Origin of the sequence: Sphingomonas sp. (genome assembly GCF_030145815.1) — a bacterium.
GTDB lineage: Bacteria > Pseudomonadota > Alphaproteobacteria > Sphingomonadales > Sphingomonadaceae > Sphingomonas.
Genome location: NZ_JAIXHL010000013.1, coordinates 82610 through 102106 on the forward strand (window position 1 = coordinate 82610; position 19497 = coordinate 102106).

Consider the following 19497-nt stretch of genomic DNA (forward strand, 5'->3'; position numbering starts at 1 on the left):
TTCCAGTTGCATCACGAATTGGCGGTCACCGCCCAAGGCCTCGTCAAACGCTTCGGCGACCGGCGCGTCGTCGATGGCGTCGATATCGCCGTGCCCAAGGGCATGATCTATGGCGTGCTTGGCCCCAATGGCGCGGGCAAGACCACGACGCTGCGCATGCTGCTCGGCATCATCGAACCCGATGAGGGCGAGCGCACCATGCTGGGCAGCGAGCGCCCGCGCGAGATGAGCGACCGGGTCGGTTACCTGCCCGAGGAGCGCGGCCTGTATCCGAGCATGAAGGCGACGCACGCGATTGCGTTCATGGGCGCGCTGCGCGGGCTGGACTGGAAGACCGGGCGCAAGCGCGCGGTCGAGCTGATGGAAGCGGCGGGGCTCGGCCACGCGACCGACCAGAAGATCCGCAAATTGTCCAAGGGCATGGCGCAGCTGGTCCAGTTGCTCGGGTCAGTGGTCCATCAGCCTGACCTGCTGGTGCTCGACGAACCCTTTTCAGGCCTCGACCCGGTCAATCAGGAGCGGCTGGAGAAATTGATCCTGGCCGAGCGCGATCGCGGCGCGACGATCCTGTTTTCGACGCATGTGATGGCGCATGCCGAGCGGCTATGCGACCGGCTGACGATCATCGCCGGCGGCAAGGTACGGTTCGAGGGTAGCATGGCCGATGCGCGCGGCACCTTGCCGCACAAGGCGCATTATGTGCCGCATCATAATGACGCGGGCATCGCCGCGCTGCTCCCCGCCGACGCGGTTTCCGATAACGAGGGCGGCTGGCGCTTCACCCTGCCGGATGAGGGGATCGAGGCGTTGCTGGTGCGGCTGATCGACGCGGGATACGGCATTTCGGGCCTGTCGATCGAGCGCCCGTCGCTGCACGATGTGTTCGTGAAGATCGTCGGCGCCCAGGCATTGGAAGAGGCAGCAGCGGCATGAACGGCTTTTCCCGACTGGTGCGCCAGACGATGACGATCGCGCGCCGCGATTTCGTGGCGACGGTGTTTACCCCGACTTTCCTGCTGTTCCTGCTCGCGCCGCTGCTGATGCTGGGGTTCGGCACGATCGGCGGGCTGGGTGCGGCGACGATGGCCAAGAGCGGCGATTCGAAGTCGCGCATCGTGTTCATCGCCAGCGGCAAGCAGGCGCGCACCGTGGTCGCGATGGACAAGCAGTTGCGCCGCATGTTTTCGGTCGCGACCCAGCCCGCCGACCTGATCGTCGAAGCACCCAGCGCCAATCCGCGCGCGCAGGCCAAGGCGCTGATCGATCGCAAGGGGATCGACACCTATGCGGTGCTCTACGGCCCGCTCGAGCGGCCGCAGATCCTGCACGTCGAGAACGGCCCGCGATCGGCCGAATATCTCGCCGAGCTGGCGAGCCAGGTGCTGCGCGCCGAGCGTGCCGGGACCGACGCGCCGCTGAGCGAAGCGACCAAGACGGTGGTGTCGCGCACCACGACCTCGTCGAGCGGACAGGGTCAGGCGGCGTTCTTCACCGTGTTCGCGCTGTTCATCGTCTCGCTGATGCTGGCTGGCCAGGTGGTCGGCACGATGGCGGAGGAACGGTCGAACAAGGTGATCGAGATCCTTGCCGCCGCAGTACCGCTGGAGAGCGTGTTCTTTGGCAAGCTGCTTGGCATGTTCGGCGTGGCGTTGCTGTTCCTGCTGTTCTGGGGGACGGTGGTGGTCAATCTGGGCGCGAACGCCGCGAGCGTGATGCCGCCGCGGCTTGCCGCCGGGCTTTCGGATATCGGCCCGGCAGTCGGGTTGCTGCCCTATGGCCTGTTGTTCCTCGCCTATTTCGTGATGGCGTACATGCTGCTCGGAGCGGTGTTCCTGGGGCTGGGCGCACAGGCGAGCACGCAACGCGAGTTGCAGATGCTGTCGCTGCCGATCACGATCTTTCAGGTCGCGATGTTCGGCTTTGCCTCGGCGGCGGCGGCGAGCCCGGACAGCTGGGTCGCGACCGCGGCGGAACTGTTTCCGTTCAGCTCACCCTTTGCGATGGCGGCGCGCGCGGCGAACTCGCCGGAGCTGTGGCGGCATTTCGCGGCGCTGGCATGGCAGGCGATGTGGGTGGTGATCACCGTGTCGATCGCCGCGCGCCTGTTCCGGCGCGGGGTGCTGCAATCGGGGAGCCCGAAGATCCGGCGGAAGAAGGTGGTTGCCTGACCTCAACGCGGTCACCCTCACCCTTCCCACTCGCTACGCTCGCGGGCCCCTTCCCTCTCCCATTGAGAGAGGGAGGGAGGCGCGAAGCGCCGGAAGGGTGAGGGTGACTCGTTGTAGCGCAACCCCGCTATTGACATTCCTGTAAGTTAATTCACTCTCCCGGAAAGACAGAATCCGGGAGAGTATCGCCATGGCCACCCTTGCGCCCGAAACCGCGCCCGTCGTCGATCCGCTCGACGTCACGCGGGCCGAGCTCTACCGCGACGACACCTGGCACGAACCGTTCCGCCAGCTGCGCGCCGAGGCGCCGGTGTACAAGTGCGAGCAGAGCGGGTTCGGGCCCTATTGGTCGATCTCGACCTACAAGCCGATCGTCGAGGTCGAATCGCTGCCCGAGCTCTATTCGTCCGAAGCGGGCGGGATCGTCGTCGCCGACCTGATGCCCGAGGACATTCGCATGCCGATGTTCATCGCGATGGACCGGCCGAAGCATACCGGCCAGCGCCGCACCGTTGCGCCTGCCTTTACCCCCAGCGAGATGCTGCGCATGACCGGCGACATTCGCCAGCGCACGTCCGAGATCCTGGACGGGCTGCCGATCGGCGAGACGTTCGATTGGGTCGACCGCGTGTCGATCGAGCTGACGACGCAGATGCTGGCGCTTTTGTTCGACTTCCCGTGGGAGGAGCGGCGCAAGCTGACCTATTGGTCCGACTGGGCTGGCGATATCGAGATTGCCAAGGACCCGGTGAAGAAGGAGGAGCGCCGCGAAATCCTGTTCCAGTGCGCGGCGGAGTTCGGCGCGCTGTGGAACAGCAAGGTCGGCAAGGACCCGACGCCGGACCTGATTTCGATGATGATCCATTCCGACGCGATGAAGGAGATGGATCAGTTCGAATTCCTCGGCAACCTGATCCTGCTGATCGTCGGCGGCAACGACACGACGCGCAATTCGATGAGCGCCTATGCCTGGGCGCTGGAGCAATTCCCGGAGCAGCGCGCGAAGCTGGAGGCCGATCCGTCGCTGATCGCCAATGCGACGCAGGAGATCATCCGCTGGCAGACGCCGCTGGCGCATATGCGCCGCACCGCGACGGCGGACGCCGAGCTGATGGGGCAGCAGATCAAGGCGGGCGACAAACTCGTCCTATGGTATCTGTCGGCCAACCGTGACGAAAGCGTGTTCGAGCGGCCGGACGAGATCATCGTCGATCGCGCCAATGCGCGCCGCCATCTGGCGTTCGGCCATGGCATCCACCGCTGCGTCGGCGCGCGGCTGGCGGAGCTGCAGATCGGTGTGCTGATGGAGGAAATGGCGAAGCGGCGACTGCGCCCGAACGTCGTCGCGGAGCCGGAGCGCGTCGCGGCGTGCTTCGTCCATGGCTATAAGTCGATGCCGGTGGAGCTTAGCCGCTACTGACGCAGGCGTCGGGGGCGGCGGGCATGGCGGCGGGGCGCTTTCGGCCCAGCGTCCAATTGCCCTGCATCCGCACCAGCGGGTTGGGGGCACACCAGATCTCGCCATTTTCGTCGAGCGCGGTGACCCAGATCAGGTTGTGCTCCGGGCCATAGTCGATGACGGCGAAGGCATAGCCCTTGCCCTTGTCGATCACCTGGACCGGGATTGGTGGGTCAAGCTGTTGAAATGCCATGTGTCACCCGCATCTGCCCCCGCCGCTGCATGAAAGCCGGGGAACGGCGTTGGTTCCGGGCGCTTGAGTGGATGGTGTGAAACCGAATCGCGGTCGGCAACGTATCTCGTTGTGAAGGAGAAGCGGGATGCACGTTGATCGTCGTCAGTTCATCGGGGTCGTCGGCACGGCGATGATCGTCGGGTGTAGTTCGGACGAGAGCGAGGCGGCCGCCCAGAAGTTCGAGTTCACGCTGACCGATGCTGAATGGCGCAAGCGGCTGACACCCGCGCAATATCGCATCCTGCGGCAGGAGGGGACCGAGCGTCCCTATTCGAGCCCGCTAAACAAGGAAAAGCGCGCGGGTACGTTCGCCTGTGCCGGGTGCGGGCTGCCGCTCTATTCGTCGAAGACCAAGTTCGAGAGCGGCACCGGCTGGCCGAGCTTCTGGCAGGCGCTGCCCAATGCGGTGCGGACCAAGTCCGATTTCTCGCTGGGGATGGTGCGGACCGAGGTGATTTGTCGCCGCTGTGGCGGGCATCTGGGCCATGTGTTCGATGACGGGCCGCCGCCGACCGGCAAGCGGCATTGCATCAACGGGCTGGCGCTGAACTTCAGGCCGGCCTGACGCTCACTTCTGAAGCGAGGTTTCAATCCCGAACTGCGACAGGTCGGCCTGCGCAATCGTGACATTGTCGAACGGGGCGGCGTTGTTGCGCGGTGCGCCCTTGGCATAGATGAAGCCATTGACCGGGTAGGTCGAGGTGCCGAGGCCATTGTTCGACGCGAACCACACCTTCACGCGGCTCCAGTCGCCCGCTTCCGACACGTCGACTGCAATCACGTCCTTCTCGACGCCGCCGCGACGCGACCAGTTGGCGTGCGTGAGCAGGACTTCGCGGTCGCTCAGCACCTTCGACACCATCGCGACATGGCCGAGGCGCATGCGCTGGGTGGGCGCGAAGGACATGACCGCGCCTTCGACCGGGGCGTCGCCACGGGCATAGCGGCCCTCGGCCTGCGCCCACCAAGTATGGGCATTGCCATAGATTTCGACGCCGGAGATCATGCGAGCATAGGGGGCGCACTGCCAGAACTGGGCCTGGGCCGGCGTGGCGATGGTCGCCAGGCAAAGCGCGGCCATCAGCGCGAAACGCGCTTTCAGCGTCTGAAACATGGTGGAAAATCCCTTCCCCGAACTCTTAGGATGGGGATTGGCAGGGCGGTCGCGGACTGACCACCCCTCCAACCTGTATATCCGATGAATCGTTTCGTCGGGGCGATGACTTGCGGAACGACCCGTGTTGCGCCGCAGCGGATGGCTAAGGACGACTACCTAGCCGCGCCGAATCCGCCATTTCAGCGACCATCGGCACCTTATCCCGCCTAAGGTGAAAGAGCCGGTCAACCACAAGGCGATCGGTCGCGATGTTACGGACCCGGAGCATTTTGTTGCGCCAAAGCCGCACTTCGCGATCGTTTCAAAAGTGACTGACTCGGTTCGCCGCAGCCATGTTGCGTTGCGACATAGGCTGTGATCACATGCTTAACGCGCGACGACGCAGCATTATCGCGTCGTTAACCATGCGGGGAGCATGATCGCGGAGTGGGCAATTGAGTGGGGTGGGAGTGTAGGAGATGAGTGCACGGAGCAAGCCGGCCGAAGGGGCCATGACCCTGGCCGAGATGAAGGAATTTGCGGGGTTCGCCGCAGCGACGCAGCGCTATATCCGCCGCGCGCTCGACATCGGCCTCGACCGCGACGACGCACTGGAGCGCTGGTCGCGCGACGTGGTCGAAGCAGCCAGCATCCGTGCGCAGGCGCATATCTATGACCGCCTCCCCGAAATCCGCGCGCTGATCCCGGACGATACCGGGCTCGACGCGATGGAGCCGTTCCTCAGCCCGCTGATCACCGTCACCGCGTTCGACCTGTCGCAGGGGCGGCTGACCAGCTTTTCGGCCTATCGCTTCCTCTATGAGCGACTGGTCGGGGCCGAGGTGCGCCCGTGGCTCCCCGCCGCCTTCTGCTCGGCCGCAGCGTTGCCGCATCTTCACCCGGACCTCCGCCGCAAGCTGCTCCAGTCGATCAGCGAAGCCGCCGCGACCGCATCGGGCTGGTCCAACCGCCAGCCGGCCTTCTACCCGCAATGGGTGGAGAAGGTGGACGCCGGCGCGCTGCCGAATTGAATTGAAATAATCCTCCCCCGCCAGGGGGAGGTGGCGCCGAAGGCGGCGGAGGGGGAGGACGGCGACGTCCTCCCCCTTCATGCGTCAACCTTTCCTCCCCCTCCGTCAGCTACGCTGACACCTCCCCCTGGCGGGGGAGGATTAAGGGGCTACCGACACGCTCGCCAGCCCATCGCGCCGCGCTCCGCCTGGTCGAAATGGAAATGGTCGCGGTGCGCTTCATTGTAATCGGGTGACAGCACGGTCGCGAACAGGTCGCAGCCGCCGTCGCGCACCGCGCGCAGGAATTGCGCCTTCTTCCCCTCCCCCGCCCAGTCGCCGATCAGCGTGATGCGCGTGCCATCGGCGAGGCGGAAGGCGGCGATATCGACCGCGTCGGCGGTGGCGTGCTCGCTCCAGCTCGCGCCTTCGCGATTATACATGCGGCGGCAGTTGTAGCTGCCGAAATGCTCGATCTCCGCAACGCGCTGGCCGAAGATGCGCTGGGCGGCGGGCTGGACGACTTCCCATTCCCACACCGCCAGCCCCGCCGCGACCGGGCAGGAGACGCCAAGGTCGGCGGGGGCAAAGCCGATGCGGCGTGGCCCGCCCTTGGTGAAGCGGACGGCGTCGGTATAGCCGCAGCCCTCCCCTTCGGTGCGCGCGGGCAACGCGGTGTAGCGGATGCCGGCCTTGTCGAGTGCGGCGCGGCAGGCAGGGAAATCGTCGGTCAGCGCGGTCAGCTTGCGCCCGGTGAACATGCCGACCGGCTGCGACAGATCGAGCTTGGTCCAGGGCAGATCCTGGGGCCGGTTGCGCAGCATCGCATAGACGAGCAGCGCCAGCGTCAGCAGCAGCGCGGCGATGATGACCGCGCCGACGGTGGTGCGCAGCGCCTTCATGCGCGCAGTGCGGCGGTGAGCGGCTGGGACGTCACCGGATAGCCCAGTCCTTCGGGAATGCAGAGATGGTCCACGCCGTCGCGCACCTCGATCCAGGGGGAGATGATTTCGATCGGATGCGCCCGCGCATCGGCGACCGCATCGTCGAAGCTGTTGAACAGCGCCAGCCGCTCAAGGTTGCGGCGCGTGGGGAAAATCATCCGCACCTTGCCCGCATCGGCGGCGGCGAGCGTGGCGCGCGCGCTCGACCAGAAGAGCTGGCTATTCTCATTGCCGTCCACCGCCGGATCGGGCGCGCCATCGGGCCAGCGGGCGAGGTAGAAGCGCGTGTCGAAGATGCGATGCGCGACGCCCTGATGCGGCAGCCAGCGGGCAAAGGGGACGAGCGCGGCGGGGTCGAACTTGGCCCCCGCGATCACCTCCGCGAACGGGGTGCCGTCATAGAGCGCGCGCCGCGCGGCGGCCAGGTCGGGCAGGTCGACGCCGATCGCCACCCCCGCCTCCTCGATGGTTTCGCGCACCGCCGCCACCCGCGCGGCGAGGTCGTCGGGATCGCCGGCCAGGGTCGCGGCAAAGGCGTAGTCGCCCGCATCGACCCGCCCGCCGGGAAACACCACCGCCCCACCCGCAAACCGCATCGCCGCCGAGCGTTCGAGCATCAGCAGTTCGGGCGGGCCATCGCCGCGCTCGCGGAAGACGACGAGGGTTGCTGCGGGGATGGGGGTGAGGTCTTCGGGCATTGGGGATGGGTGTATGGGGTGGGAAGCGTATGGGCAATGTGTGGTGACTACGCGGCGACTACCCCCCTTCGTCACCCCCGCGAAAGCGGGGGCCCATCTCCTGCAGGATCGGCACATTGCACCGGCACGTTTCGAGGAGAGCCCGGGAGATGGGCCCCCGCTTTCGCGGGGGTGACGGGTCGAAGCGTGACGCGTTTGTCCGCTACTCAATCCATTAGCGGAGTTGTGCGGATGTGATAATTGGGAGCCTATGAGGGTCCTTGCTATCATTTCTGTCGCGCCTTGGCTGATGGGGGCGAGCTCACTTCCTGCACGCAAGGTAGAGGGTCACAAGATCTACTGCGGTGGAGAGACCACGAACATTGAAGTCGAGGCGTATTTTTCGCGCCTGAAGGACACACTGGCTGAAGGTGGGTCGGGAGCACGGTTTAAGCAGTTCGTTGCCGACAGATTCTCGATAACAGATGCTCGCGGAAGGTGGCTCTCGTTCCGCTTGGGGGATTTCAATTCAATCACTCCTGGCCGCATTACTCGCGCAGAGTGGGGCGAGATTGCCAAGCGAGGTGCGAGCGGCCTTCAAAATGCGGGTTGGCGTGGCTGTTTCCTCGATCACGGAAAAGTCTGGTTCGAGGCCGATGAGAAGGCTGGCTTCAAGCTGACATCAGTCGCCAAAAACATGCCGTGGGTCCCGGCAAAGCAGCGCCAGACTCGATAAGTCGCGGCGGCGATGCTGCACACAAATAGCGGCGAAAAAACTCGAACACTAGAAGCGGACTGGGTCCCACCGATCACGCCGTTTCAGCATGATCATCATCTGGACCAAAGTGCTCGCTCTTACGGAGGCGCCCTGACCGGACACTGATACCCTTAGACCGCATCCGTCAGCTGGCGCTTGAAATTTAATGGCGCCGGATGTGGCATCTGGTCGATAGGTCAGATCGCCCTCGCAAAACTTGTCTTCCGAGATGCTAATTTGAGCCGGCGCAGTATCTGCGGTGGTAGAGATGATCCACTCGCGTGTCGTGCCCGTGTCTCGCATCTCAATCGTCGATCGAGCTTGAACGATGCACCAGTTTGCCATCGATATCTCGCAACGGATGGGCGGCGACGAGACGGACGAGTGCAACGCTGAAAACGCTAGCGAGAGAGCGGATACCATTCCGCGACCGTCGAGCTACGGCAAATGGAAGTCAATGTCCGTTCTCGACCGAAAACCTGTCGGGTCGCCCCCCTTACAACAACACCGCCTGCTCCCCACCCACCCGCTCGCGCGGCGCAGTCCGAAACGCCGCCGCATGGTCCACCAGCGGAATGTCCGGCCGCCGCCCGCGGAACAGTTCCTCGACCGTCAATATCTGCATCCGCGCATAACTCCGCCCCGTCGCCTCGCTGTGGAACCGCCCGACCGCCGCCGCTTCGCGCAGCATCGGGGCGGAGGGGGTGGAGCGGGTGAGGACGACGCCGATCGGGGCGCGCTCGCGTTCCATGGCCGAGTGCAGGTCGCGGACCACGCCGACGCCGACGCGCTCGCCGCCCTTGACCGAGACCAGCGCGCGCGCGGTCTGGCGGCGGTCGGGGCGGAAATAGATGATGCCGTCGATCCCGCCATCCGCGCCCCTGCGCCGCCCGCCGAACGGCACCGCGTCGATCATCGCCACCGCCCACCATTGGAACTGATACGGGTCGCGCCGGGCGAGGTCGGCGGCGGCGGCGCAGTCGCGCGGCGTCCCCTCCACCCGCAGCGCCACGCCGGGGAATGCGGCGCGCATCCGCTTTTCGATGAGGCCGATGGCAAGGTGCGTGACGTCGATCCCCGCCCAGCGCCGCCCGAGCTTTTCCGCCGCATGCACCGCAGTGCCGCAGCCGCAGAACGGGTCGAGCACCAGATCGCCGGGGTCGGACGATGCGGCGATGATCCGCTCCAGCAGCGCGATCGGCTTTTGCGTCGGATAGCCTAGCCGCTCCTGCGCCTGTGAATTGAGCGCGGGGATGTCGGTCCACAGCGCCTGCACCGGCGATCCGCGCGCTTCGTCGAGATAGCGTTTGAGGCGGATGCCGCCGGTGCGGGTGAAGTGCAGCCGCCCCTCCCGGTCCAGCCGTTCCATCGTCTCGACCGGCATCCGCCAGTATGAGGTGACGCCCTTATAGGCATAATGATAGCCACCGCCCGACAGCCCCTTGGCGGTGAGGTTATCGTCCATCCATAGCCTCCCGTCGGGGTCGCGGTTGCGGAAGCGCGCGGCGTAATCGGGGTCATAGGGGGTGAAGAGTGGGTTCCAGCGTGGCTTCGCGCCCTTGGCATAGAAGAGGATCGTGTCGGTGTTGCGCCCGTAGCGCCCGCCATCGCTGTGCGCTGACGTGCGTTTCCAGGTGATCTCATTGCGGAACCGCTCTGCCCCGAACACCGCGTCGAGCAGCAATTTGAGGTAATGGCTCGCGGTCGGGTCGCAGTGGAGATAGAGGCTGCCCTCTGCCTTGAGCACGCGGTGCAGTTCGATCAGGCGGATCGCCATCATCGCGAGATATGCCATCATGTCGTTGGTGCCGAGCGCGCTGCGAAATGCGGCGAGCAGGTCGAAGGCGCGGGCGTGGCCGCTCTGCATCACCTGATCAAAGGCGTCCTCCGCCGCGTCGTTCCAGTGCCAGCTGTCTTCGAACGCCTGAACCTGTGCATCGGCGTCGCTGCCGGTCGGGGATCGGAAGAGGATATTGTAGCTGGCGTTCGAATTGAACGGCGGGTCGAGATAGACGAGATCGACGCATCCATCCGGGAAATGCGCCCGCATCACATCCAGATTATCCCCGTAGAACAGGGAGTTGGCTACGGTCATCCGCTCCTCCCACCGCGCCGTGCGGTCAGGGAACGTTACCGGAACATGCGCGCGTCGGGGCGGTGATCCCATCCGTTGCGGACCCAATTGCTGCGGGCGACACCCTAGGGCCGCGCGCCTGCCGGGGACGAACGGAGATGCATCGAAGGTGGAGCAGATCGCGCCCGCTTTGGAGCGGATGCGTTACGATCGTGGCGGCGCAGTGGAGGCGCGCACGGTCAGGCCCGGCGTGACCACGACCGGGTCGCCCGGTTCCGCCCGACCGGACCGCGCGCCGATGATCAGCTCGACCCCACGCGCGGTGACGGCGGCGATCGGCTGTTCGACTGCGGTCAGCGGCGGGTGCGAAAAACGCGCGACCGGGGTGTCGTCGAAGCTGATCACCGACAGATCGTCCGGGACCGACAGGCCGCGTGCGCGCGCGACCTCCAGCGTGGCCAGCGCCATCTGGTCGTTACTGGCGATGATCGCGGTCGCGCCCGTGTCGATCAGCTGCGGCGCGCATTCACGGCCGGATTCGATGCTGAAATCGCCTTGGGCCAGCAGCCCCTCGGTCGGCAGCCCCGCTTCGTCCATCGCCGCGCGCCAGCCATCGACGCGCCAGCCGCTCAGTTCATATTCGAGCGACCCGGCGATGAAGCCGATCCGCGTGTGTCCCAGCTCGATCAGGTGCCGGGTCGCCATTGCGGCGGCAAGGTCGTCGCCCATGGTCAGCCGGAAGCCCGGTCCCGGAGACAGCGACCCGATCCGCGCCATGTCGATGCCCGCCGCGTCAAGCAGCGCGATAATCTCAGGGTTGGCCGAGTGCGGCGGGGTCAGCAGGACGCCGTCGGGCTGGAGCGCGGCGATGGCGGCGGACAGCTCGCGCTCGATATGATCGCTATGCGTGTCGACCAGCTCGACGATCAGGCGATAGCCATGTTCTGCGCAGGTCAGCATGCCGCCGAGCAGCATCTGATCGACCCAGTCGGTGCCTTCGCGCGATTTCCAGCCCTCGATCGTCCGCTCGCGATCGTTGAGCGCCATGATGAGGTAGGAGCGCGACCCGCTCATCCGCTGCGCCGCGATCGACGGGACATAGCCCAGCCGCGCGATCGAGTCCTGCACCCGCGCCATCATCTCGGGCCGGACATTCGGCTCCTTGTTGATGACGCGGCTCACCGTCTGCAGCGAGACCCCGGCGTCCGCTGCGACATGCTTGATCGTGACCGCTTGCTTGCGTCGTGCCATCAGGCAGCTGCAGGCTCGGCAGCGCCGCAATAGCGGGCGACGTAATCGGCATGGGCGGGCAGGCCCGCGACGGTGCGGGTCACGTCCTGGCGGATCATGCCGAGCAGGCGGTCGAGTTCATCGTCGTTGAGCTTGCCCGCGATCGGGTGCCATGCCTTTGGTTCGATCCCCTGCCCCAGCATCACCTGAACCCAGCTGTTTTCGGCGAACAACTCCTCGTTCCGGCGGAAGACGCGCGCGGTGTCGCGGAACAGTTCGATCTTTTGGCGCAGCGTGTCTGGCACGTCCATCGCGGCGCATTGCCGCCAGAAGGGAGAGTCGCGGCGGTCGGTGACTTTGTAGTGCAGGATCAGGAAGTCGCGGATCTGCTCCATATCCTGGAATTGCTGGTCGTTGAATTCGGCCACGTCGCGCGGGCTGATCGCGCCCTGCGGCATCATGCGGATCAGGCGCAGGATCGCGCGCTGGATCAGGTGGATCGAGGTGGATTCGAGCGGCTCCATGAACCCGCCCGACAGGCCGATGGCGATGCAGTTGCGGTGCCACTGCTTGCGCCGCGCGCCGGTCTGGAAGCGGATCTTGTTGGGCGGGGTCAGCGGCTCGCCCTCGATATTGCCGAGCAGCCGTTCGAGCGCGGCGTCATGGTCGAGATAGCGGCTGCAATAGACGATGCCGTTGCCGGTGCGGTGCTGCAGCGGGATGCGCCATTGCCAGCCGGCGTCATGCGCCATCGCGCGGGTGTAGGGCACCGGCGGGCGGACATTGGGCGTCTGCAACGCGATCGCGCTGTCGCACGGCAGCCAGTGGGTCCAGTCGTCGTAACCGGCGTGCAGCGCGCCTTCAATCAGCAGCGCGCGAAAGCCGGTGCAGTCGAGGAACAGGTCGCCCTCGATCCGGCGGCCACCGTCCAGCTCGAGCGCGGCAATGTCGCCGCTTTCGCCGTTCAGCTCGACGCGGGCGATCTTGCCCTCGACCCGCGTGACGCCGTCGGCCTCCGCCATCTGGCGCAGGAAGCGGGCATAGAGGCCGGAATCGAGCTGATAGGCGTAGTTGACCTTGTTGTCGGGCAATTGCGCGAACTTGCTCTGCAACGCGGCGACCAGCTCGAGGCAATAATCGTCATAGGATTGGGTGTGCCCGCGCGCGCGGCCCTCCAGCCAGTAATGCTGGAACCCGGCGGCCCAATGGTCCTTTCCGGTATAGCCGAAGCTGTGGAAATAGCGGTCGCCCGGCTGTTTCCAATTGTCGAACAGGATGCCCAGCTTGAACGTCGCCTGGGTGGCGCGCATGAACTCCGCCTCGTTGATGCCGAGCAGGCGGTTGTAGACGACAAGCGGCGGGATCGTGGACTCGCCGACGCCGACCGTGCCGATCGCCTCGGATTCCACCAGAGTGACCGCGACGGTGTGGCCCATGGTGCGCGCCAGCGCGGCGGCGGCCATCCATCCGGCGGTGCCGCCCCCGGCGACGACAATGCGCTTGATCATGGGAGTCCTCATCGGCTGAGCTGCCGCAGCAGGAAGGTACGGATGCGCGACGCGGTTTCGGGCGTCAGGGGCGCGAGGATGCTGTGCCCGCCTTCCGGGATATGCGCGGTGACGGCTTCGTCATTGGAAAACACATAATGGTCGAACAGGTCGCGCCAATGCGCTTTTTGCGCCGGCGGCAGATCACGGATCGCAAGCAGCGCGTGGTTGAGCGCGTCCTGCGGCTGGCCGAGCCATGCGGGCGTTTCGCGCCACCAATAGTTCAGCAGGATGTTGAACGGCTCCAGCCCCTCGACATGGTGATACCACATCGACGGGATGTGCAGCGCGTCGCCCGGCTCGAGCTCGACCACCTGCGCATGCGCCAGCGCCTCATGAAACTTCGGATGCGCGGCGAAGTCGGGATTGCGAAAATCGACCATGCTGACCGCGCGTCCGGCGGGCGTGTTGTCGAGCGGGCCGAGATAGAGGTTGCGGAACTGCTCGGGCGGAAACAGCGTGAAGCGGCGGCGTCCGGCGGCAACGCAGGCGAGGTTCGCCGGCATGTCGTTATGCGCCGCGATGCGCGTGCGCGTGCCGATCCAGATGCTGGCCAGGCATTGCCGATCGCCCAGATCGACGTGGTTCGCCTCATGCAGCCCCTGGAAGAAGTCATGCACGTCGATCGAGGCGAGATAAATGGGTGGCGCGGCGGGATCGCCCTCCGTCTCGTCGATCTTCGCGAAAATCTCGGGCAGCTTGGCGCGCACGACCTGAAAGTTCATGCCCATCGCCGCGTCATAGAACAGCCGCCCGTCGCTGCCCGGCTGTCCCACCGACACGGTGAAACGCGTGTCGCGGCGGCGGCGCAGCAGATAGTCGCGCGCGGCGCGGCCCGACTCCAGCCCGGCCTGGACCAGCGGCCAGTCGCGCACCAGCCCGCGCACCACGAACGGCGCGGTCGCGGCGCGCAGCTGCGCATCGAGTGCGGCGGCGTCGGCCACCGCGACCTCGGGCACCGCCGCCAGGCCTGCCAACGCGCCCGGATCTGCCTCAGCCATCCGCGATCCGCCGGTTCTTGCGATCGACCAGCGACGCGATGTTGCCGATCGACGCCACCGCCATGAACAGCGGCATCAAATGCCCTTCTTCATGCAGTTCGCCCAGCGCAGCGGCATCCAAGCCGCGCAGCCGGTCCTCGTTGATCGCATGAAATCCGACCAGCCGGTGGGTCGAGCCGTCGTCCAGCGTAATCTCGAACGTCAGCGGTTCGAGCAGGTCGTGGCGACGCAGCGCGGCGTAGAAGCTGACGGCCCCCTGCCACCCGGCGTCGAGCGCGCCGAGTTGCTCGGCGACGGTTTCGAGATACGGGCTGGGGCGACCGAATTCGTCGAATACCCGCACGCCCTCTCCCGTGCCGATACGCGGGCTGGCGAGATCGACGCAGACCTGCTTCGCCGCATCGCTTTCCGGCGCTCCGCCGATCAGGAAGGGCTGGATGTCGATCGCGAGCGGGACGTAGCCCGCGTCCCAGCGATCGTCGGTCAGGAACAGATTCTCACCCTCTTCGAACCCGAACAGGGCGACCGCGACGACCTCATCGCGTTCGATATTGCGGCGGAACAGGATCGGATAGTGGGCCTGCACCTGCCGGAACTCGTCGGGCACGGTGACGCAAGACATGACCGCATCGCCATAGGTCGCGCCGCGTTCGCGATGCACGCGCAGATCGGCATGGGCCTCGGGGGTCAGCAGCTGATGGTCGGTCATAGGGTCTCCAGCGCCCTGCGTGGCGCGGCGGCGTGCAGCGCGTCAAGATAGGCGCGGTTGGTGGGAAGGCTGGCGGCGAGCGCCCGGCCGCGCTGCGCCGCTTGGGCCATGGCGCGGACGGCTGCATCGGCATCGACCGCAACCGGGCCGGGCGGCGGCGCGGAATGGCCCATGCCGTAGAGGACATATTGGTAGCTGGCGGCGGGGAAAATCTCGTCCACCGCGGGAAAATCGGCGATCGAGGGGGGTTGGTGGCGCCACAGCATCAGCAGCTCGTTCAGCCGATCCGGGATCGACGCCGGATCGCGATACGCGCGCCAATAGCGCTGGTCGCGGCGGCTGAGCACATAATGGAGCTTGAGGAACTCGACGATCCGGTCCCAGCGATAGCGGAACAGCGCGTTGAAGCGGCGCGCCTGAATGTCCATCGCCGCGCGGTCGGCGGGGAATCCGTCGATCAGCGCGCCCAGCGACAATTCGATCAGCACGATCGCCGATGCCTCAAGCGGCTCCAGGAACCCCGCCGAGAGGCCGATCGCGACGCAATTGCGCTTCCAGAACTCGGCGCGATGGCCGGAGCGGAAGCGGAGCGCGCGGGCGTCGAGATCGGCCGGATCGCGCCCGAGATAGCGGGCCAGCGTTGCCGCCGCCGCATCATCTTCGATAAAGGCAGAGGAGTAGACGCAGCCCACGCCGCGCCGGGTGGGCAGGCCGATGTCCCAGATCCAGCCCGCATCATGCGCGGTCGCGTCGGTCTGTGACCGGATCGGACTGGCGGGGTCGACCGGCACCTGCACCGCGAGCGCGCGATCGTTGAACAGCACATCGCCGCGATCGATGAAGGGCACACCGAAATGCCCGTCGATCAGCAGCGCGGCATGGCCGGTGCAGTCGATGAACAGGTCGCCGGCAATCGCGCCCTGCTCGCGCGTCAGCACCGCACGCAGATCGCCAGCAGTGTCGGCTTCCACCCCGGTGACATGCGCGCGGACATGCTGAACGCAAAGCTTGTCGACGCCGTGCCGGGCCAGCAATGCGGCCAGCTTCGCCGCGTCGAGGTGATAGGCATAGTTGAGCGCGCCGGCATAGCCCGACATCGCCCGCTGGCGCGGGGCAAGGTCGAGGTCGCAGATGCGCGGCTGCACCGACACGGCGGGCGCGAACGCCTGATCCCCGGCGGCATCGCGCCAGCCACGCACCAGCGCGCGGGCGTCTGCATCGACCGGCGGTGTGAAGGGGTGGTAATAGCTGTCGCCGGGCGCACCGGTCGCCCAGCCGATAAAGCGCGACCCCTGTTTGAACGATGCGTCACAGGCGGTCAGGAACTCCGCCTCGTCCAGCCCGATCGCCTGCAGCGTGCGGCGCATCGTCGGCCAGGTACCCTCACCCACCCCGATCGTCGCGACATCGGGAGATTCGACTAGGGTGATGGTTGCGCCGGGCACGCGCGCAGCGAGCCAACATGCCGACAGCCATCCGGCGGTTCCCCCACCGACGACGACGATCCGGACCGCTTGCTGCTCCACCCTATGTTCCGTTTGCTTCAGTGACGCCCCGACTTGTGCATCCCCGATGAAAAAAGGGCCACCCTCGAATGCACGAGGGTGGCCTTGGGGGGGAGGTCAGAAGTTGAAGCGGACGCCGCCCATGTAGCGGGCGAAACCGGGCTGGGCGAAGGTCACCATATTCTCGTTACGGCGGTGACCGCGGCGCCCCTCGCCGGTCAGGTTGATGCCTTCGACATAGGCGGTGAGTCCGGGAATGAACTCATAGCTGATGCTGGCATCGAACTGGCCATAGGCTTCGACATAGGTCGGGTTCGGGTTGCCGCCGGCGTAGAATTTGTCGCGCCAGTTATACGCGACACGCGCCTGCAGCCCGCCCTTGTCGTAATAGACGACCGCGTTCGCGCTGTCGCTCAGCCCCGCCAGCGCGAACTGGCCGATATTGGGGTTGGCGGCATTGTCGAACTCGGCGTCGCCACGCACGATCGTGTAGTTCAGCTGCGCACCGAAGCCGGTGTCCCAGAAGGCATGCTGGATCGCGAATTCGAAGCCATAGAGCGTCGCCGTCTGGTCCGAGTTGAACGGCGTGCCGACGCGGAAGTCGACCAGACCGTCCTCGGGCAGGCCGAAGATGCGGCCTTGATAGTAACCGTTCACGTCGAGGATCGGGTTGCCCATCGCGTCGCGTGTGACCTCAACCCCGCTGAAGTTGCGCAGGATATAGTCGCGGATGCGCGAGACGTCGGTCGTGCCGCCCAGCGCCGCCTGAGCCGCGCGGAAGCGCGGACCATCGGCCGGATTGCGCAGATCGAATGCCGAACGCTCGACTTCCTGCGAGTTGATGAAGTTCTTCACCTTCTTGCGGAAATAGCCGGCCGAAACGTAGCTGGCGGGGGCGTAATACCATTCCAGCGACACGTCGATGTTGCGCGACAGGAACGGCACCAGGTTCGGGTTGCCCTGAAGCCCGCCGCCACCTGCGATGCCGAACTGACGGTTGAGCGTCAGGCCGCCCTGCAGACTGTTATAGTCGGCGCGGGTGATGGTGTGGCTGTACGACGCACGGAACTTGACGTTCTCGATCGGCTCGATGTCGAAATCGACCGCCGGAAGCCAGTTCTGATAGCTGCCCTTGGTGGTCAGGAAGTCGCTGGCGGTGCCGTAGTTGATGTTGAACTCACCCGCCGCGTTCCACGACGTGCCGACCGGGATCGGCGTCAGCGATGCCGATGCGACCGTGGTCTGGTCATAGCGGACACCGGCGATCAGGTGCGCGTCGCCCGCGCCAACCTCGAACTTGGTGTTCACCTGGATGAACGGCGAGATCGTCTTTTCCTGAATCCGGCGATCGGTTTCGTACGGAGCAAGGCAATCATTGTCCCCGCCGCAGACGCCGAAGCGGCTGTTGAGGATGCCCACCATCCGCTCGAAATCGAACCGGTAATAGGCGGGAATGATGCCGGCGTCCGAACCGGTCAGGCCCGGGAACTTGTCGGGCAGGCTGACGCGGGTGAACAGATCGTCGGGCAGGTCCGCCGCGGTGCCGAGGCCGCCCCAGGTATCGTTCTGAACGAAGCCATAGGCCGAGCGCACCTTGTTCTCGACATAGGAGAAGCCGAAGTCGATCGAGTCGAGGAAATCGCCGTCATGGTCGTAGCGACCATTGAGCTGCACCTGATTGATCTCGTCCTTGAAATACGCGTTGCGGAACGAGTTGCCGGTCGCGGTGATCAGCGCCGGGTTGAGCGCGTCGATCCCCGGCTGCATCACCACCGAGATCACGGGCAGTTCGTTGGTGAAGTCGACCGTCTGCGACGCGACGCCGAACACCGCCGAACCGACCGAGGTGCTGGTGCCGTATTTGTTGGTCGGCTTCGATTCCGCGGTCGAATGATGCGCGTCGAGCGTGATGGTCACGCCGCCCGGTGCTTCCCACTTCAGGTTGGCGCCAAACGACTTGTTCTCGGATTCGTTCGCGGTCAGCGAGCCGCTGTAGGACAGGTCCTTACCGGGGCCGAACCGCTCGGTGTAGAAGACCGGACCTGCCGCCGGGCCGTCGGTCCATTCGGACGAGGTATCGCCGAAGTTGAACCAGATGCCGACGCTGCTGTCGCGTGCTTCGACGCGGTTGCGCGAATAGGTGAAGTCGAACGTCGCGGTGAGCGAATCCGCTGGGCGGACCTGCAGGACGACCTGGCCGTTGATGCGCTCCCGATCGATGTCGGTGAGGTTGTAGGCCGCGCTCTGCGGGACCTCATAGACTTCGTTCGCGCCGGGGCGGTTGATGACGTTCGACCCCTCCGGCCCGAGCGTACCCCAGTCATTCTCGTTACCCAGGAACGAGTTGCCGAACCCGACCGAGCCGGTGTTCACGCTCGCCTTGCGCTTCTGATAGACGCCCGAGACGAGGATACCGAACTGATCCTCATTGCCGAAGGTGGTGCTGAACACGCCCGACACTTCCGGCGTGATCTCATTGCCTTCGTTCAGCGACGTGTCGAGCACGCCCTTGACCGAGACCGACCCGCGCATGCCCGGACGATCGAGCGGACGCGGCGTCTTGATGTTGATCGTCGAACCGATCCCGCCCGAGGCGACGGCGGCGCGGCCGGTCTTGTAGACCTCGACCGCCGAAATGCCTTCCGAGGCGAGGTTGGCGAAGTCGAACGAACGCGAGGCCGGCGCGCTGGCACCGTCGCCCAGCGTCGAGGTCGGCATCTGGCGACCGTTCAGCGTGACGAGGTTATACTCGGGACCAAAGCCGCGCACGGTGACGGTCGAGCCTTCGCCGTTCGAACGGTCGATCGACACGCCGGTGATGCGCTGAAGCGATTCGGCGAGGTTGGTGTCGGGGAACTTGCCGATATCCTCAGCCGAAATCGCGTCGACCACGCCCTGCGCGTCGCGCTTGATGTCGACCGCAGCCTGAAGGCTGGCGCGGATGCCGGTGACGACGATTTCCTCGGCCTCATCGGCCGGTGCCGCAGTGTCAGTTTCTTGTGCAAATGCCGGCGCGGTCGCAATGGCCAGCGTCGAAACGCCGATCACCAGTCGCGAAAGCGCGCGTGCCTTAAGGTCACGCATT

The 19497-nt window shown here is 65.8% G+C and carries 17 protein-coding genes; 6 read left to right on the plus strand and 11 right to left on the minus strand.

Annotated elements, in window-relative coordinates:
* The first annotated feature begins 6 nt into the window (after positions 1–6).
* From KYX69_RS13165 to KYX69_RS13175, 3 genes are all read left to right on the plus strand, one after another.
* Entirely contained in the window at positions 7–933 is a 927-nt protein-coding gene (locus tag KYX69_RS13165; RefSeq protein ID WP_300498118.1) for an ABC transporter ATP-binding protein, read from the plus strand.
* On the plus strand, positions 930–2168 hold the full coding sequence (locus KYX69_RS13170; RefSeq protein WP_300498120.1) for an ABC transporter permease: 1239 nt from the start codon (positions 930–932) through the stop codon (positions 2166–2168). Before KYX69_RS13165 ends, KYX69_RS13170 begins: the two co-directional genes overlap by 4 nt.
* Positions 2169–2358: 190 nt before the next feature.
* Entirely contained in the window at positions 2359–3588 is a 1230-nt protein-coding gene (locus KYX69_RS13175) for a cytochrome P450 (RefSeq protein WP_300498121.1), read from the plus strand.
* On the opposite strand, the gene KYX69_RS13180 is transcribed toward KYX69_RS13175, so the two are convergent.
* On the minus strand, positions 3575–3820 hold the full coding sequence (locus KYX69_RS13180; protein ID WP_300498122.1) for a hypothetical protein: 246 nt from the start codon (positions 3818–3820) through the stop codon (positions 3575–3577). The two genes, KYX69_RS13175 and KYX69_RS13180, sit on opposite strands and share 14 nt — an antisense overlap.
* Before the next feature lie 127 nt (positions 3821–3947).
* On the opposite strand from KYX69_RS13180, the gene msrB reads away from it, so the two are divergent.
* Entirely contained in the window at positions 3948–4427 is a 480-nt protein-coding gene (gene msrB / locus KYX69_RS13185; protein ID WP_300498123.1) for a peptide-methionine (R)-S-oxide reductase MsrB, read from the plus strand.
* Between the two features lie 3 nt (positions 4428–4430).
* Here msrB and KYX69_RS13190 read toward each other — a convergent pair whose 3' ends face one another.
* Positions 4431–4976 (minus strand): CHAP domain-containing protein, encoded by a 546-nt coding sequence (locus KYX69_RS13190; protein WP_300498124.1) that lies wholly within the window; start codon positions 4974–4976, stop codon positions 4431–4433.
* Positions 4977–5437: 461 nt separating this feature from the next.
* Between KYX69_RS13190 and KYX69_RS13195 the strand changes: the two genes are divergently transcribed.
* Positions 5438–5989 (plus strand): hypothetical protein, encoded by a 552-nt coding sequence (locus tag KYX69_RS13195; RefSeq protein ID WP_300498125.1) that lies wholly within the window; start codon positions 5438–5440, stop codon positions 5987–5989.
* Positions 5990–6138: 149 nt separating this feature from the next.
* Here the strand turns inward: KYX69_RS13195 and KYX69_RS13200 are convergent, their stop codons facing one another.
* Together KYX69_RS13200 and KYX69_RS13205 are read right to left on the minus strand one after the other, a co-directional pair.
* Entirely contained in the window at positions 6139–6870 is a 732-nt protein-coding gene (locus KYX69_RS13200) for an extensin family protein (protein ID WP_300498127.1), read from the minus strand.
* Positions 6867–7610: an NUDIX domain-containing protein gene (locus KYX69_RS13205; protein ID WP_300498129.1), complete on the minus strand. Its 744-nt coding sequence runs from the start codon at positions 7608–7610 to the stop codon at positions 6867–6869. The genes KYX69_RS13200 and KYX69_RS13205 overlap by 4 nt, the downstream gene beginning before the upstream one ends.
* A 250-nt stretch (positions 7611–7860) precedes the next feature.
* On the opposite strand from KYX69_RS13205, the gene KYX69_RS13210 reads away from it, so the two are divergent.
* A complete protein-coding gene (locus tag KYX69_RS13210) occupies positions 7861–8325 on the plus strand; it encodes a hypothetical protein (RefSeq protein WP_300498130.1) in 465 nt (154 codons plus the stop codon).
* A 517-nt stretch (positions 8326–8842) separates the two neighbouring features.
* Here the strand turns inward: KYX69_RS13210 and KYX69_RS13215 are convergent.
* The 7 genes from KYX69_RS13215 to KYX69_RS13245 all read right to left on the minus strand — a co-directional run bounded on the left by KYX69_RS13215 (position 8843) and on the right by KYX69_RS13245 (position 19496).
* The gene (locus KYX69_RS13215; RefSeq protein WP_300498132.1) at positions 8843–10441 is read right to left on the minus strand and encodes a site-specific DNA-methyltransferase; all 1599 of its coding nucleotides are present in this window, start codon (positions 10439–10441) and stop codon (positions 8843–8845) included.
* Between the two features lie 183 nt (positions 10442–10624).
* Positions 10625–11671, minus strand: coding sequence for a LacI family DNA-binding transcriptional regulator (locus KYX69_RS13220; RefSeq protein WP_300498134.1), 1047 nt, complete (start codon positions 11669–11671; stop codon positions 10625–10627).
* Complete coding sequence (locus tag KYX69_RS13225; protein WP_300498136.1) at positions 11671–13158, minus strand: tryptophan halogenase family protein; 1488 nt, start codon at positions 13156–13158, stop codon at positions 11671–11673. The genes KYX69_RS13220 and KYX69_RS13225 overlap by 1 nt, the downstream gene beginning before the upstream one ends.
* An 8-nt stretch (positions 13159–13166) precedes the next feature.
* Complete coding sequence (locus tag KYX69_RS13230) at positions 13167–14198, minus strand: cupin-like domain-containing protein (protein WP_300498138.1); 1032 nt, start codon at positions 14196–14198, stop codon at positions 13167–13169.
* The gene (locus KYX69_RS13235) at positions 14191–14907 is read right to left on the minus strand and encodes a SapC family protein (protein WP_300498140.1); all 717 of its coding nucleotides are present in this window, start codon (positions 14905–14907) and stop codon (positions 14191–14193) included. The genes KYX69_RS13230 and KYX69_RS13235 overlap by 8 nt, the downstream gene beginning before the upstream one ends.
* Positions 14904–16433, minus strand: a complete 1530-nt coding sequence (locus KYX69_RS13240) for a tryptophan halogenase family protein (protein ID WP_300498142.1) — start codon at positions 16431–16433, stop codon at positions 14904–14906. The genes KYX69_RS13235 and KYX69_RS13240 overlap by 4 nt, the downstream gene beginning before the upstream one ends.
* A 96-nt stretch (positions 16434–16529) precedes the next feature.
* Entirely contained in the window at positions 16530–19496 is a 2967-nt protein-coding gene (locus KYX69_RS13245) for a TonB-dependent receptor (protein WP_300498143.1), read from the minus strand.
* Position 19497 lies beyond the last annotated feature (1 nt).

Bases quoted from the DNA above. Each gene is read 5' to 3' on its own strand.
- KYX69_RS13175 (WP_300498121.1), top strand. From the start codon at position 2,359: ATGGCCACCCTTGCGCCCGAAACCGCGCCCGTCGTCGATCCGCTCGAC.
- KYX69_RS13235 (WP_300498140.1), bottom strand. From the start codon at position 14,907: ATGACCGACCATCAGCTGCTGACCCCCGAGGCCCATGCCGATCTGCGC.
- KYX69_RS13200 (WP_300498127.1), bottom strand. From the start codon at position 6,870: ATGAAGGCGCTGCGCACCACCGTCGGCGCGGTCATCATCGCCGCGCTG.
- KYX69_RS13245 (WP_300498143.1), bottom strand. From the start codon at position 19,496: ATGCGTGACCTTAAGGCACGCGCGCTTTCGCGACTGGTGATCGGCGTT.
- KYX69_RS13205 (WP_300498129.1), bottom strand. From the start codon at position 7,610: ATGCCCGAAGACCTCACCCCCATCCCCGCAGCAACCCTCGTCGTCTTC.
- KYX69_RS13225 (WP_300498136.1), bottom strand. From the start codon at position 13,158: ATGATCAAGCGCATTGTCGTCGCCGGGGGCGGCACCGCCGGATGGATG.
- KYX69_RS13210 (WP_300498130.1), top strand. From the start codon at position 7,861: ATGAGGGTCCTTGCTATCATTTCTGTCGCGCCTTGGCTGATGGGGGCG.
- msrB (WP_300498123.1), top strand. From the start codon at position 3,948: ATGCACGTTGATCGTCGTCAGTTCATCGGGGTCGTCGGCACGGCGATG.
- KYX69_RS13180 (WP_300498122.1), bottom strand. From the start codon at position 3,820: ATGGCATTTCAACAGCTTGACCCACCAATCCCGGTCCAGGTGATCGAC.
- KYX69_RS13230 (WP_300498138.1), bottom strand. From the start codon at position 14,198: ATGGCTGAGGCAGATCCGGGCGCGTTGGCAGGCCTGGCGGCGGTGCCC.
- KYX69_RS13170 (WP_300498120.1), top strand. From the start codon at position 930: ATGAACGGCTTTTCCCGACTGGTGCGCCAGACGATGACGATCGCGCGC.
- KYX69_RS13195 (WP_300498125.1), top strand. From the start codon at position 5,438: ATGAGTGCACGGAGCAAGCCGGCCGAAGGGGCCATGACCCTGGCCGAG.
- KYX69_RS13190 (WP_300498124.1), bottom strand. From the start codon at position 4,976: ATGTTTCAGACGCTGAAAGCGCGTTTCGCGCTGATGGCCGCGCTTTGC.
- KYX69_RS13215 (WP_300498132.1), bottom strand. From the start codon at position 10,441: ATGACCGTAGCCAACTCCCTGTTCTACGGGGATAATCTGGATGTGATG.
- KYX69_RS13220 (WP_300498134.1), bottom strand. From the start codon at position 11,671: ATGGCACGACGCAAGCAAGCGGTCACGATCAAGCATGTCGCAGCGGAC.